Source organism: Microbispora sp. NPDC046973 (genome assembly GCF_040644495.1).
Lineage (GTDB): Bacteria > Actinomycetota > Actinomycetes > Streptosporangiales > Streptosporangiaceae > Microbispora.
Map to the genome: position 1 here is coordinate 1 of NZ_JBEYWQ010000003.1, position 14,470 is coordinate 14,470.

Sequence of the window (14,470 nt, forward strand, 5' to 3'; positions counted from 1 at the left end):
GCGATCACGCCGCAGACCCTGATCAACATCCGCCCGGTCGTGGCGTCGATCAAGGAGTTCTTCGGCACCTCGCAGCTGTCGCAGTTCATGGACCAGACGAACCCGCTGGCCGGCCTGACGCACAAGCGGCGTCTGTCCGCCCTCGGCCCGGGTGGTCTGTCGCGTGAGCGGGCCGGCTTCGAGGTCCGCGACGTGCACCCCTCGCACTACGGTCGCATGTGCCCGATCGAGACGCCGGAAGGCCCGAACATCGGTCTGATCGGCTCGCTGTCCTCCTACGGACGGGTCAACTCGTTCGGCTTCGTCGAGACCCCGTACCGCCGCGTCGTCGACGGCCGGGTCACCGACGAGATCGACTACCTGACCGCGGACGAGGAGGACCGGCACGTCGTGGCGCAGGCCAACACGGCTCTGAACGCCGACGGCACCTTCGCCGAGACCCGCGTGCTCGCCCGTCGTAAGGGCGGCGAGTTCGAGGCCGTCCACCCGTCCGAGGTCGACTACATGGACGTCTCGCCGCGCCAGATGGTGTCGGTGGCGACCGCCATGATCCCCTTCCTGGAGCACGACGACGCCAACCGGGCGCTGATGGGTTCGAACATGCAGCGTCAGTCGGTGCCTTTGCTGAAGAGCGAGGCTCCGCTGGTCGGCACCGGCATGGAATATCGTGCCGCGACCGATGCCGGGGATGTGATCACCGCCGAGAAGGCCGGTGTGGTGGAGGAGGTGTCGGCCGACTACATCACGGTGATGAACGACGACGGCACGCGGACGACCTACCGGGTGGCGAAGTTCAAGCGGTCCAACCAGGGCACCTGCTTCAACCAGAAGCCGATCGTGTCCGAGGGTGACCGGGTGGAGCAGGGTCAGGTCGTCGCCGACGGTCCGTGCACCGACAACGGTGAGATGGCGCTGGGCAAGAACCTGCTGGTGGCGTTCATGCCGTGGGAGGGTCACAACTACGAGGACGCGATCATCCTGTCCCAGCGTCTGGTGCAGGACGACGTGCTGTCGTCGATTCACATCGAGGAGCACGAGGTCGACGCCCGCGACACCAAGCTGGGGCCTGAGGAGATCACCCGGGACATCCCGAACGCCTCCGAGGACGCTCTGGCCGACCTGGACGAGCGGGGCATCATCCGGATCGGCGCCGAGGTGGTGACCGGTGACATCCTGGTGGGCAAGGTCACGCCCAAGGGTGAGACGGAGCTGACTCCCGAGGAGCGGCTGCTGCGTGCGATCTTCGGTGAGAAGGCGCGTGAGGTGCGCGACACCTCGCTGAAGGTGCCGCACGGTGAGTCCGGCAAGGTCATCGGTGTTCGGGTGTTCAGCCGTGAGGAGGGCGACGAGCTTCCTCCGGGTGTCAACGAGCTGGTGCGCGTGTACGTGGCGCAGAAGCGCAAGATCACCGATGGTGACAAGCTCGCCGGCCGTCACGGCAACAAGGGCGTCATCTCCAAGATCCTCCCGGTGGAAGACATGCCGTTCCTGGAGGACGGCACCCCGGTCGACATCGTCCTGAACCCGCTGGGTGTGCCGGGCCGAATGAACGTCGGCCAGGTGCTGGAGACACATCTCGGGTGGATCGCCGCCCGCGGATGGGACGTCTCCGGTCTCGAGGAGGCCTGGGCCGAGCGCCTGCGCGAGAAGGACATGGACAGGGTCGAGCCCTGGACCAAGGTCGCCACGCCGGTGTTCGACGGCGCCCACGAGGAGGAGATCGTCGGCCTGCTCAGCAACACCCTGGTCAACCGGGACGGCTCCCGCATGGTGGGGGAGAACGGCAAGGCGCGGCTGTTCGACGGCCGCTCCGGCGAGCCGTTCCCGCACCCGATCTCGGTCGGCTACATCTACATCCTGAAGCTGCTGCACCTGGTCGACGACAAGATCCACGCTCGCTCGACCGGTCCGTACTCGATGATCACCCAGCAGCCGCTGGGTGGTAAGGCGCAGTTCGGCGGCCAGCGCTTCGGCGAGATGGAGGTGTGGGCCCTGGAGGCCTACGGCGCCGCCTATGCGCTGCAGGAGCTGCTGACGATCAAGTCCGACGACGTCCTGGGCCGGGTGAAGGTCTACGAGGCCATCGTCAAGGGCGAGAACATCCCCGAGGCGGGCATTCCCGAATCCTTCAAGGTCCTCATCAAGGAGATGCAGTCACTCTGTCTGAACGTCGAGGTTCTCTCCAGCGACGGCATGTCGATCGAGATGAGGGACACCGACGAGGACGTCTTCCGCGCGGCGGAGGAGCTCGGCATCGACCTGTCCCGGCGTCCCCACGAGGGCGCGATGACCGTCGACGAGGTCTGATTCAAAAGGGGATTATCTAGTGCTCGACGTCAACTTCTTCGACGAGCTGCGCATCGGCCTCGCGACCGCCGACGACATCAGGCAGTGGTCGCACGGCGAGGTGAAGAAGCCGGAGACCATCAACTACCGGACCCTCAAGCCGGAGAAGGACGGGCTCTTCTGCGAGAAGATCTTCGGTCCGACCCGGGACTGGGAGTGCTACTGCGGCAAGTACAAGCGCGTCCGCTTCAAGGGCATCATCTGTGAGCGCTGTGGCGTCGAGGTCACGCGCGCCAAGGTGCGCCGCGAGCGGATGGGCCACATCGAGCTGGCCGCTCCCGTCACCCACATCTGGTACTTCAAGGGCGTCCCGTCGCGCCTCGGTTACCTGCTCGACCTGGCCCCGAAGGACCTGGAGAAGGTCATCTACTTCGCGGCGTACATGATCACGCATGTCGACAACGAGATGCGTGACCGCGACCTGCCGTCGCTGGAGGCGAAGATCTCCGTCGAGCGGCAGCACATCGAGCAGCGCCGTGACGCCGACATCGAGGCCCGCCAGAAGAAGCTCGAGGCCGACCTGGCCGAGCTGGAGGCCACCGGCGCCAAGGGCGACGCCCGCCGCAAGGTGCGTGAGGGCGCCGACCGCGAGATGCGCCAGCTCCGCGACCGGGCCCAGCGCGAGCTGGACCGGCTCGAGGAGGTCTGGAGCCGCTTCAAGAACCTCAAGGTCCAGGACCTCGAGGGCGACGAGCTGCTCTACCGCGAGATGCGCGACCGGTTCGGCCGCTACTTCCGCGGCGGCATGGGCGCCCAGGCCATCCAGGAGCGGCTGGCCAGCTTCGACCTGGAGGCCGAGGCGGAGAACCTGCGGGAGACCATCCGCAGCGGCAAGGGCCAGAAGAAGGCCCGCGCCCTCAAGCGGCTCAAGGTCGTCGCGGCGTTCCTCAACACCCGCAACTCGCCGAGCGGCATGGTCCTCGACTGCATCCCGGTGATCCCGCCGGACCTGCGGCCGATGGTCCAGCTCGACGGTGGCCGCTTCGCCACCTCGGACCTGAACGACCTGTACCGCCGGGTCATCAACCGGAACAACCGCCTCAAGCGTCTGCTCGACCTCGGCGCGCCCGAGATCATCGTGAACAACGAGAAGCGGATGCTCCAGGAGGCCGTCGACGCCCTGTTCGACAACGGCCGCCGCGGCCGCCCGGTGACGGGCCCCGGCAACCGTCCGCTGAAGTCCCTCAGCGACATGCTGAAGGGTAAGCAGGGTCGTTTCCGGCAGAACCTGCTCGGCAAGCGCGTCGACTACTCCGGCCGTTCGGTCATCGTCGTCGGCCCGCAGCTCAAGCTCCACCAGTGCGGCCTGCCCAAGCAGATGGCGCTGGAGCTGTTCAAGCCGTTCGTGATGAAGCGCCTGGTCGATCTCAACCACGCGCAGAACATCAAGTCCGCCAAGCGGATGGTCGAGCGGTCCAAGCCGGTCGTGTGGGACGTGCTGGAAGAGGTCATCACCGAGCACCCGGTGCTGCTCAACCGCGCGCCCACCCTGCACCGCCTGGGCATCCAGGCCTTCGAGCCGCAGCTCGTCGAGGGCAAGGCCATCCAGATCCACCCGCTCGTCTGCACCGCGTTCAACGCGGACTTCGACGGCGACCAGATGGCGGTGCACCTGCCGCTGTCGGCCGAGGCCCAGGCCGAGGCCCGGATCCTGATGCTGTCCACCAACAACATCCTCAAGCCGGCGGACGGCAAGCCGGTGACGATGCCCACCCAGGACATGGTCATCGGTCTGTACTGGCTGACCACCCAGAAGGAGGGCGGCGTCGGCGAGGGCCGGGTGTTCGCGACGGTGTCGGAGGCTCTCATGGCCTTCGACCGCCACGAGCTGGACATCCAGGCGAAGGTCCACGTGCGCCTCAAGGACGTCCCGCCGCCGCGCGGCTGGGAGGCCCCCGAGGGCTGGGAGACCGGCGACCCGATCCGGCTGGAGACCACGCTGGGCCGGTGCCTGTTCAACCAGACGCTGCCCGCCAACTACCCCTTCGTGAACTACCAGGTCGGCAAGAAGCAGCTCTCGGCGATCGTCAACGAGCTGGCCGAGCGGTACCCGAAGGTGGAGGTGGCCAACGCGCTCGACTCGCTGAAGGACGCCGGCTTCTACTGGGCGACCCGCGCCGGTGTCACGATCTCCATCGAGGACGTCGTGGCGCCGCCGAACAAGGCCGAGATCATGGAGTCGTACGAGAGGCGGGCCGACAAGGTCCAGCGGGAGTACGACCGCGGTCTGATCACCGACGAGGAGCGCCGTCAGGAGCTCATCGAGATCTGGACCCACGCGACGGCGGACGTCGAGACCGACATGGTCAACGCGTTCCCGGCGACCAACCCGGTCTGGATGATGGTCAACTCCGGCGCCCGCGGTAACCGCATGCAGGTCCGGCAGATCGCCGGCATCCGCGGCCTGGTGTCCAACACCAAGGGCGAGACGATCCCGCGGCCGATCAAGTCCTCCTTCCGCGAGGGCCTGTCGGTGCTGGAGTACTTCATCTCGACCCACGGCCAGCGGAAGGGTCTGGCGGACACCGCTCTGCGGACCGCCGACTCCGGTTACCTGACCCGTCGTCTGGTCGACGTCGCGCAGGACGTCATCGTGCGCGAGATCGACTGCGGCACCGACCGGGCCGTCCCGCTGCACGTCGGCGAGCGCGACTCCCAGGGCAACCTGGTCAAGGCCGAGAACGCCGAGAGCAACGTGCACGGCCGCATCCTGGCCGAGGACGTCGAGGTGGACGGCAAGCTCATCGCGTCGGCGGGCGTCGACATCAACGACGACGTGGTGACGGCGCTGGTGAACGCCGGCATCGAGACGGTCAGGACCCGCAGCACGCTCGTCTGCGAGGCCAAGATCGGTGTCTGCGCGACCTGCTACGGCCGTTCGCTGGCCACCGGCAAGCTCGTGGACGTCGGCGAGGCCGTCGGCATCATCGCGGCCCAGTCGATCGGTGAGCCCGGCACCCAGCTGACGATGCGTACCTTCCACACCGGTGGTGTGGCGGGCGCCGACATCACCCACGGTCTGCCGCGTGTCCAGGAGCTGTTCGAGGCCCGCATCCCCAAGGGTGTGGCCCCGATCAGCGAGGTCGCCGGCCGGGTCCGGATCGACGAGACCGACAAGACCCGCAAGATCGTCATCACCCCGGACGACGGCTCCGACGAGGTCGCCTACCCGGTGTCGATGCGGTCGCGGCTGCTGGTCTCCGAGGGGCAGCACGTGGACGTCGGCCAGCTCCTGGTCGCCGGTGCGCGCAACCCCAACGAGGTCCTGCGCATCCTCGGCCCGCGTGCCGTCCAGCTCCACCTGGTGGACGAGGTGCAGCAGGTCTACCGCTCGCAGGGCGTGTCGATCCACGACAAGCACATCGAGGTCATCGTCCGGCAGATGCTCAAGCGCGTGAACGTGCTGGAGTCCGGCGACACCGAGCTGCTGCCCGGTGAGCTGGTCGAGCGGCCGCGCTTCGAGGCGCTCAACCGTCAGACCGTGGCCGAGGGCGGCCAGCCGGCCTCCGGCCGTCCGGTCCTGATGGGCATCACCAAGGCCTCGCTGGCCACCGAGTCGTGGCTGTCGGCGGCGTCCTTCCAGGAGACGACGCGAGTCCTCACCGACGCGGCGATCCACGCCAAGTCGGACTCGCTGCTCGGCCTCAAGGAGAACGTCATCATCGGTAAGCTCATCCCGGCCGGTACGGGCATGCCCCAGTACCGCAACATCCGGGTGGAGCCGACCGAGGAGGCCAAGGCCGCGATGTACACGGTCGGCGGCTACGACGGCTCGGCGGCGGACTACACCTTCGGCTCGGGCAGCGGCGAGGCCGTCCCGCTGGAGGAGTACGACTTCGGCCAGTACGGCCGTTGACAGGTCGCCGCGGTGAGCGATCGCCGCGGCGGGGAGGTACGGAAGCGGCCCGGGGCATCCCGCCCCGGGCCGCTTTCCGTTGTCCGTGCTCCGCGTACGGGCGCGACGCCGGGCGGGGACGGCGCGAAACCGTGAGAAGCCCCTCGTGGGGACGGTATGATGGGGGGCCGAGTCCTTCGGCGGTCCTGTTTGGGCCGTCGGCGCAGCGACACGTCGAGACAGCGGGGCACGTCCCTCAGGGGCGTCCTCCTCTGTTTTGACGTGTTGTACGGGGGCGGGTAGGCTTTACCTTCGTGCCCGTCTGTGGGCTCGCATGCGTGCGCTCAAATGCCGCTTCTCGACGAGAGGGGCGTGCGGGGGGCGCCGCGTGACTCCTCCAGATCGACCGGGTCCGCCCGGGTGTGATGCGACAAGAGCGCGACACGCCCGAGCGCGGGGGTCGAAGGGGATGGAAAACCAGCAGGTCATGACACCGGCAGTACCTGCAAGCCTGTGAGAGGCGGCGTAGCCACCTCGACCGGGTCCTACGTATCACCGGCTAGGCACGAAACGGAGACGCGGTGCCCACCATTCAGCAGTTGGTCCGTAAGGGCCGGCAGGACAAGGTCAGCAAGACCAAGACTCCTGCCCTCAAGGGGAGCCCGCAGCGGCGCGGCGTTTGCACCCGCGTTTACACGACGACCCCCAAGAAGCCCAACTCGGCGCTGCGCAAGGTGGCCCGTGTTCGGCTCACCAACGGCATCGAGGTCACGGCTTACATCCCCGGGGTGGGCCACAACCTCCAGGAGCACTCGATGGTGCTCGTGCGTGGTGGTCGTGTGAAGGACCTGCCGGGTGTTCGCTACAAGATCATCCGTGGTTCGCTGGACACCCAGGCCGTCCGCAACCGCAAGCAGGCCCGCAGCCGTTACGGCGCGAAGAAGGAGAAGAGCTGACATGCCGCGCAAGGGTTCCCCTGGCCGCCGCCAGCTGGTCGCTGACCCGGTGCACAACTCGCCGCTGGTCACCGCGCTGATCAACAAGGTTCTCCTGGACGGCAAGCGCTCCCTCGCGCAGTCGATCGTCTACGGCGCCCTCGAGGGCTGCAGGGAGAAGACCGGCAACGACCCGGTCGTCACCCTCAAGCGCGCTCTCGACAACGTCCGCCCGACGCTCGAGGTGAAGAGCCGCCGCGTCGGTGGCGCCACCTACCAGGTGCCGGTCGAGGTCAAGGCCTCGCGCAGCACCACGCTGGCGCTGCGGTGGATCGTCCAGTACTCCCGCGCGCGCCGCGAGAAGACCATGACCGAGCGGCTCATGAACGAGCTGCTCGACGCGAGCAACGGCCTCGGCGCCAGCGTCAAGCGGCGCGAGGACACGCACAAGATGGCCGAGTCCAACAAGGCCTTCGCCCACTACCGCTGGTAGTGAGCACCGACGACGAGTTAAGGACGCGAAGAAGTGGCCACCACGACCGCTCTTGACCTGGCCAGGGTCCGCAACATCGGGATCATGGCCCATATCGACGCGGGCAAGACCACGACGACTGAGCGCATCCTGTTCTACACCGGCATCAATTACAAGATCGGTGAGGTCCATGAGGGCGCTGCCACCATGGACTGGATGGAGCAGGAGCAGGAGCGCGGCATCACCATCACCTCCGCCGCGACCACCTGCAGCTGGCTTGATCACACGATCAACATCATCGACACGCCCGGACACGTGGACTTCACCATCGAGGTCGAGCGGTCGCTGCGTGTTCTCGACGGCGCGGTCGCGGTGTTCGATGGCGTCGCCGGCGTGGAGCCGCAGTCGGAGACGGTCTGGCGCCAGGCCGACCGCTACGGCGTGCCCCGCATCTGCTTCGTGAACAAGATGGACCGGGTCGGCGCGGAGTTCCACCGCTGTGTCGACATGATGATCAACCGGCTGGGCTCCACTCCGGCGGTCATCCAGCTTCCCTGGGGCGTCGAGGCCGACTTCAAGGGCGTCATCGACCTGGTGAAGATGAAGGGCCTGATCTGGAGCGCCGAGGCGGCCAAGGGCGAGATGTACGACACCGTCGACATCCCGGCCGACCACGCCGACGCCGCCCGTGAGTGGCGCGACAAGCTCGTCGAGACCGTCGCCGAGAACGACGACGAGCTCATGGAGCTCTTCCTGGAGGGCGTCGAGCCCTCCGAGGAGCAGCTTGTCGCGGCCATCCGCCGGGCGACCATCACCGGCTCGATCAACCCGGTCCTGTGCGGCACCGCGTTCAAGAACAAGGGCGTGCAGCCCCTGCTCGACGCGATCGTGGCCTACCTCCCGGCTCCCACCGACATCCCGGCCTTCAAGGGCCACGCGGTGGGCAACGAGGAGGAGATCATCGAGCGCCACGCGGACCCGAGCGAGCCCTTCGCGGCGCTGGCCTTCAAGATCATGAGCGACCCGCACCTGGGCAAGCTCACCTACATCCGTGTCTACTCCGGAACGCTCGAGGCCGGCACCACCGTGGTGAACTCGGTCAAGGGCAAGAAGGAGCGGATCGGCAAGATCTACCAGATGCACGCGAACAAGCGCGAGGAGCGCCCGACCGCGACCGCTGGTCAGATCGTGGCCGTCATGGGCCTGAAGGACACCACCACCGGTGACACCCTCTCGGACCCGGTCAAGCAGGTCGTCCTCGAGTCGATGACCTTCCCGGCGCCGGTCATCAACGTGGCCATCGAGCCCAAGACCAAGGGCGACCAGGAGAAGCTGTCGACCGCGATCCAGCGGCTGGCCGAGGAGGACCCGTCCTTCCAGGTCCGCCGTGACGAGGAGACCGGCCAGACGGTCATCTGGGGCATGGGCGAGCTCCACCTGGAGATCCTCGTCGACCGGATGCGCCGCGAGTTCAAGGTCGAGGCGAACGTCGGCCGCCCGCAGGTCGCCTACCGCGAGACCATCCGCCGCAAGGTGGAGAAGGTCGAGTACACGCACAAGAAGCAGACCGGTGGTTCCGGCCAGTTCGCGCGCGTGATCATCGACCTGGAGCCGCTGGGCGAGGGCAACGACGGTTACGAGTTCGAGAACAAGGTCACCGGTGGCCGCATCCCGCGGGAGTACATCCCGTCGGTGGACGCGGGCGCGCAGGAGGCGGCCGAGTTCGGCGTGCTCGCCGGCTACCCGATGGTCGGCGTCAAGGTCACGCTTCAGGACGGTGCCTTCCACGAGGTCGACTCGTCGGAAATGGCCTTCAAGATTGCCGGCTCGATGGCCTTCAAGGAGGCCGCGCGCAAGGCAGACGCCGTACTCCTCGAGCCGATGATGGCCGTCGAGGTCACCACGCCCGAGGACTACATGGGAGACGTCATCGGCGACCTGAACGGTCGTCGCGGACAGATCCAGGCAATGGACGAACGGTCCGGCGCCCGTGTCATCAGGGCGCTCGTTCCGCTCTCCGAGATGTTCGGCTACGTGGGCGACCTGCGCAGCCGCACTCAGGGGCGGGCGAGCTACAGCATGCAGTTCGACTCCTACGCGGAGGTGCCCCCGGGCATCGCCAAGGAGATCGTCGCGAAGGCTCGGGGCGAATAGTTCCGCTCGGTGCACGGCGGGGGAGTGCTCCCGCCGTGCACAGCCTGAGGTAGAAGACGAAAGTCAAGTCAGAATCTCTAAGGAGACAGACCAGTGGCCAAGGCCAAGTTCGAGCGGAACAAGCCGCACGTGAACATCGGCACCATTGGGCACATCGACCACGGCAAGACCACTCTGACCGCGGCGATCACCAAGGTGCTTCACGACCGTTTCCCGCAGCTCAACGAGGCGACCCCGTTCGACAAGATCGACAAGGCGCCCGAGGAGAAGGCTCGCGGAATCACCATCTCCATCGCGCACGTCGAGTACCAGACCGAGAAGCGCCACTACGCCCACGTGGACTGCCCCGGTCACGCCGACTACGTGAAGAACATGATCACCGGTGCCGCCCAGATGGACGGCGCGATCCTGGTGGTCGCGGCGACCGACGGCCCGATGCCGCAGACGAAGGAGCACGTCCTCCTGGCCCGCCAGGTCGGCGTCCCCTACATCGTCGTGGCCCTCAACAAGGCCGACATGGTCGACGACGAGGAGATCCTGGAGCTCGTCGAGCTCGAGGTCCGCGAGCTGCTGTCCGCCCAGGAGTTCCCGGGCGACGACCTGCCGGTCGTGCGCGTATCGGCGCTCAAGGCGCTCGAGGGCGATGAGAAGTGGGGCGACTCCATCATCGAGCTCATGAACGCCGTGGACGAGAACGTCCCCGAGCCCGTTCGTGACACCGACAAGCCGTTCCTCATGCCGATCGAGGACGTGTTCTCGATCACCGGTCGCGGCACCGTCGTCACCGGCCGTATCGAGCGCGGTGTCGTCAAGGTCAACGAGACCGTCGACATCATCGGCATCAAGGAGAAGAGCACCACGACGACCGTCACCGGCGTCGAGATGTTCCGCAAGCTCCTCGACGAGGGCCAGGCCGGTGACAACGTCGGTCTGCTCCTGCGCGGCATCAAGCGTGAGGAGGTCGAGCGCGGTCAGTGTGTCATCAAGCCGGGCACGACCACCCCGCACACCGAGTTCGAGGCGCAGGTCTACATCCTGTCCAAGGACGAGGGCGGCCGCCACACGCCGTTCTTCAACAACTACCGTCCTCAGTTCTACTTCCGTACGACTGACGTGACGGGCGTGGTGAACCTGCCGGAGGGCACCGAGATGGTCATGCCCGGTGACAACACCGAGATGACCGTCCAGCTCATCCAGCCGGTCGCCATGGAAGAGGGTCTGAAGTTCGCGATCCGCGAGGGTGGCCGCACCGTCGGCGCCGGTCGCGTCACGAAGGTCATCAAGTAGCAGCACCGCTGGGCGGCGGTCGGGTCCGCAAGGGCCTGACCGCCGCACCGCGCAGGGGCCGGAGACGACCCCCCACGGACGACGAGACCGTGATCTCGCAGTGCTTTCGGCCGCACTTCGACCGAAGCCACTGCCAGATCACGGAACACCGGACGGAATCCGGGCGTCGGTCTTGTGGAAACAGACCTGCGGCAACAGGCCGCGTGAAGCTTTATAGGACGACAGCGAAGGACACCGAGGCCATTATGGCGGGACAGAAGATCCGCATCCGGCTTAAGGCGTATGACCACGAGGTCATCGACAGCTCGGCCAAGAAGATCGTCGAGACGGTGACGCGGACCGGCGCCAAGGTCGCTGGCCCGGTGCCGCTGCCGACCGAGAAGAACGTGTACTGCGTCATCCGGTCGCCGCACAAGTACAAGGACAGCCGCGAGCACTTTGAGATGCGTACGCACAAGCGGCTGATTGACATCATCGACCCGACGCCGAAGACGGTCGACTCGCTCATGCGTCTCGACCTTCCCGCCGGCGTGGACATCTCGATCAAGCTCTAAGGAACGCACTGACATGGCTAAGCAGATCAAGGGCGTCCTGGGCAAGAAGCTCGGCATGACCCAGGTCTTCGATGAGGCGAACCGGGTGATCCCGGTCACCGTCGTCGAGGCCGGTCCGTGCGTGGTGACCCGGGTCCGCACTCCGGAGAAGGACGGCTACTCCGCCGTCCAGCTCGGCTACGGGCAGATCGACCCGCGCAAGGTGAACAAGCCCCTGGGCGACTACCTGCGCAAGCACGACATCACCCCGCGCCGCTACTTCGCCGAGGTTCGCACCGACGACGCCTCCGAGTACACGGTCGGCCAGGAGCTCCTCGCCGACACCTTCGAGGCCGGGCAGTACGTCGACGTCACGGGCAAGAGCAAGGGCAAGGGCTACGCCGGTGTCATGAAGCGCCACAACTTCCGTGGTCTGGGCGCTTCGCACGGTACCCAGCGCAAGCACCGCTCCCCGGGCTCCATCGGTGGCTGCGCCACCCCGGGCCGGGTCTTCAAGGGCCTGCGCATGGCCGGCCGGATGGGCAACGTCCGCACGACGGTCCAGAGCCTCAAGGTGCACGCCGTGGACGCCGAGAAGGGCCTCATCCTGATCAAGGGTGCGATCCCCGGCGCCAACGGCAGCCTGGTCCTCCTCCGCACCGCTGCCAAGAAGGGGGTTGCTGCGAAGTGACCACGACCATTGACGTCCTCGACGCCAGCGGCGCCAAGACGGGGACCGTCGACCTCCCCGAGGAGGTCTTCGGGACCAAGGTCAACGTCCCGCTGATCCACCAGGTGGTCGTCGCCCAGCTCGCCGCCCGCCGGCAGGGCACCCACGCCACCAAGACCCGCGGCGACGTCTCCGGCGGCGGCAAGAAGCCGTACCGGCAGAAGGGCACCGGCCGCGCTCGCCAGGGTTCGACCCGCGCTCCGCAGTTCGCCGGCGGTGGCACCGTCCACGGCCCGCAGCCGCGCTCGTACGTGCAGCGGACGCCCAAGAAGATGAAGGCGGCGGCCCTGAAGGGCGCGCTGTCCGACCGCGCCGGCGGCGGCCGCGTCCACGTGGTGAGCAGCCTGGTCACGGGTGAGACGCCCAAGACCAAGGCCGCCCTCGAGGCGCTGCGTAAGATCACGCAGGCCCGCAGCGTGCTCGTCGTGGTCGACGAGAACGACGAGGTCACCTGGCTCAGCCTGCGCAACGCGCCCGAGGTCCACCTGCTGGACGCGGGGCAGCTGAACACCTACGACGTGCTGTGCCACGACGACGTGGTCTTCACCCGTGAGGCCTACGACCAGGTCGTGGCCCGGCTGGCGAACAGCGGGAAGGAAGAGGCCTGATGCAGAAGATCGCCGACCCGCGCGACATCATCCTCAAGCCGATCGTCTCCGAGAAGAGCTACGGCCTGATCGATGAGCACAACAAGTACACGTTCCTGGTGCGCAAGGGTGCCAACAAGACGCAGGTGAAGATCGCCGTCGAGCAGATCTTCGGCGTCAAGGTGACCGGCGTGAACACGATCAACCGCCAGGGCAAGCGCAAGCGGACCCGGCACGGCTACGGCCAGCGCCCGGACACCAAGCGCGCGATCGTGAGCCTGGCCGAGGGCGAGCGGATCGACATCTTCGGTCAGATCGGCTAGCACCTGCCGCAGCGGGGAGACGGGCCCCTCGCCTCGTGCGAGGGCCCCAATCAGAAAGCGCCGGGGGGACCGCCGTGAGGCGGACCCCGACCGGTACGAACCGACGAAGGATGAACGAAAAAGATGGGCATCCGTAAATACAAGCCGACGACACCGGGTCGTCGCGGCGCGAGCGTCTCGGACTTCGCCGAGATCACGCGCAGCACTCCGGAGAAGTCGCTGCTTGCCCCCCTGCACAGCAAGGGCGGCCGTAACGTCCACGGCCGGGTGACCGCCCGGCACCAGGGAGGCGGGCACAAGCGCGCCTACCGGATCATCGACTTCCGCCGCCACGACAAGGACGGGATCCCGGCCAAGGTCGCGCACATCGAGTACGACCCGAACCGCACCTCCCGCATCGCGCTGCTCCACTACGCCGACGGCGAGAAGCGCTACATCCTCGCTCCGGCCGGCCTCAAGCAGGGGGACCGGATCGAGAACGGCCCCACGGCCGACATCAAGCCGGGCAACTGCCTGCCGCTGCGCAACATCCCGACCGGTACCTTCATCCACGCGGTGGAGCTGCGTCCCGGTGGCGGAGCCAAGCTCGGCCGCAGCGCCGGCGCGCAGATCCAGCTGCTCGCCAAGGAGGGCATGTACGCGACCCTGCGTATGCCGTCCGGAGAAATGCGTCAGGTCGACGTGCGCTGCCGGGCCTCGGTGGGCCAGGTGGGCAACGCCGAGCAGGCCAACATCAGCATCGGCAAGGCCGGCCGCAACCGCTGGAAGGGCAAGCGCCCCACGGTCCGCGGTGTCGCCATGAACCCGGTCGACCACCCGCACGGCGGTGGTGAGGGCAAGACCTCCGGTGGTCGCCACCCGGTGAACCCGAAGGGCAAGCCCGAGGGTCGTACCCGGCAGCCGAACAAGCCCAGCGACCGGCTGATCATCCGTCGTCGGAGCAAGAGGAAGAAGCGGTAGGAGCAGCCGATATGCCACGTAGTCTTAAGAAGGGTCCCTTCGTGGACGACCACCTTCAGAAGAAGGTGGACGCCCAGAACGAAAAGGGCACCAAGAACGTCATCAAGACGTGGTCGCGGCGCTCCATGATCGTGCCCGACATGATCGGCCACACGATCGCCGTGCACGACGGCCGCAAGCACGTCCCGGTGTTCGTCACCGAGTCGATGATCGGTCACAAGCTCGGTGAGTTCGCTCCCACGCGGACGTTCCGCAGCCACGTCAAGGAAGACCGCCGCAGCCGGCGGTAAGCGCCTTCAAGCAAGCAG

The 14,470-nt window shown here is 67.1% G+C and carries 12 protein-coding genes; all 12 read left to right on the forward strand.

What is annotated here, in order from left to right:
• Positions 1-2,307, forward strand: a 2,307-nt coding sequence (locus tag ABZ860_RS07170) for a DNA-directed RNA polymerase subunit beta (protein WP_357216332.1), incomplete at its 5' end; no start/stop codon positions are given.
• 19 nt (positions 2,308-2,326) lie between these two features.
• Complete coding sequence (locus ABZ860_RS07175; protein WP_357216335.1) at positions 2,327-6,202, forward strand: DNA-directed RNA polymerase subunit beta'; 3,876 nt, start codon at positions 2,327-2,329, stop codon at positions 6,200-6,202.
• A 560-nt stretch (positions 6,203-6,762) separates the two neighbouring features.
• A complete protein-coding gene (gene rpsL, locus ABZ860_RS07180; protein ID WP_030508316.1) occupies positions 6,763-7,137 on the forward strand; it encodes a 30S ribosomal protein S12 in 375 nt (124 codons plus the stop codon).
• Between the two features lies 1 nt (position 7,138).
• Entirely contained in the window at positions 7,139-7,609 is a 471-nt protein-coding gene (rpsG, locus tag ABZ860_RS07185) for a 30S ribosomal protein S7 (protein WP_142616379.1), read from the forward strand.
• A 33-nt stretch (positions 7,610-7,642) separates the two neighbouring features.
• The gene (fusA, locus tag ABZ860_RS07190) at positions 7,643-9,742 is read left to right on the forward strand and encodes an elongation factor G (RefSeq protein WP_357216338.1); all 2,100 of its coding nucleotides are present in this window, start codon (positions 7,643-7,645) and stop codon (positions 9,740-9,742) included.
• Positions 9,743-9,835: 93 nt separating this feature from the next.
• Positions 9,836-11,029: an elongation factor Tu gene (gene tuf, locus ABZ860_RS07195; RefSeq protein WP_079319869.1), complete on the forward strand. Its 1,194-nt coding sequence runs from the start codon at positions 9,836-9,838 to the stop codon at positions 11,027-11,029.
• A 245-nt stretch (positions 11,030-11,274) separates the two neighbouring features.
• On the forward strand, positions 11,275-11,583 hold the full coding sequence (rpsJ, locus tag ABZ860_RS07200) for a 30S ribosomal protein S10 (protein WP_012887830.1): 309 nt from the start codon (positions 11,275-11,277) through the stop codon (positions 11,581-11,583).
• 13 nt (positions 11,584-11,596) lie between these two features.
• Positions 11,597-12,253 (forward strand): 50S ribosomal protein L3, encoded by a 657-nt coding sequence (gene rplC, locus ABZ860_RS07205; protein ID WP_357044543.1) that lies wholly within the window; start codon positions 11,597-11,599, stop codon positions 12,251-12,253.
• A complete protein-coding gene (rplD, locus tag ABZ860_RS07210; protein ID WP_357216341.1) occupies positions 12,250-12,900 on the forward strand; it encodes a 50S ribosomal protein L4 in 651 nt (216 codons plus the stop codon). Before rplC ends, rplD begins: the two co-directional genes overlap by 4 nt.
• Complete coding sequence (gene rplW, locus ABZ860_RS07215) at positions 12,900-13,202, forward strand: 50S ribosomal protein L23 (RefSeq protein ID WP_076432505.1); 303 nt, start codon at positions 12,900-12,902, stop codon at positions 13,200-13,202. The genes rplD and rplW overlap by 1 nt, the downstream gene beginning before the upstream one ends.
• Positions 13,203-13,325: 123 nt before the next feature.
• Positions 13,326-14,162: a 50S ribosomal protein L2 gene (gene rplB, locus ABZ860_RS07220; RefSeq protein WP_346225637.1), complete on the forward strand. Its 837-nt coding sequence runs from the start codon at positions 13,326-13,328 to the stop codon at positions 14,160-14,162.
• An 11-nt stretch (positions 14,163-14,173) separates the two neighbouring features.
• A complete protein-coding gene (gene rpsS / locus ABZ860_RS07225) occupies positions 14,174-14,452 on the forward strand; it encodes a 30S ribosomal protein S19 (RefSeq protein ID WP_030508324.1) in 279 nt (92 codons plus the stop codon).
• The last annotated feature ends 18 nt before the right edge of the window (positions 14,453-14,470 follow it).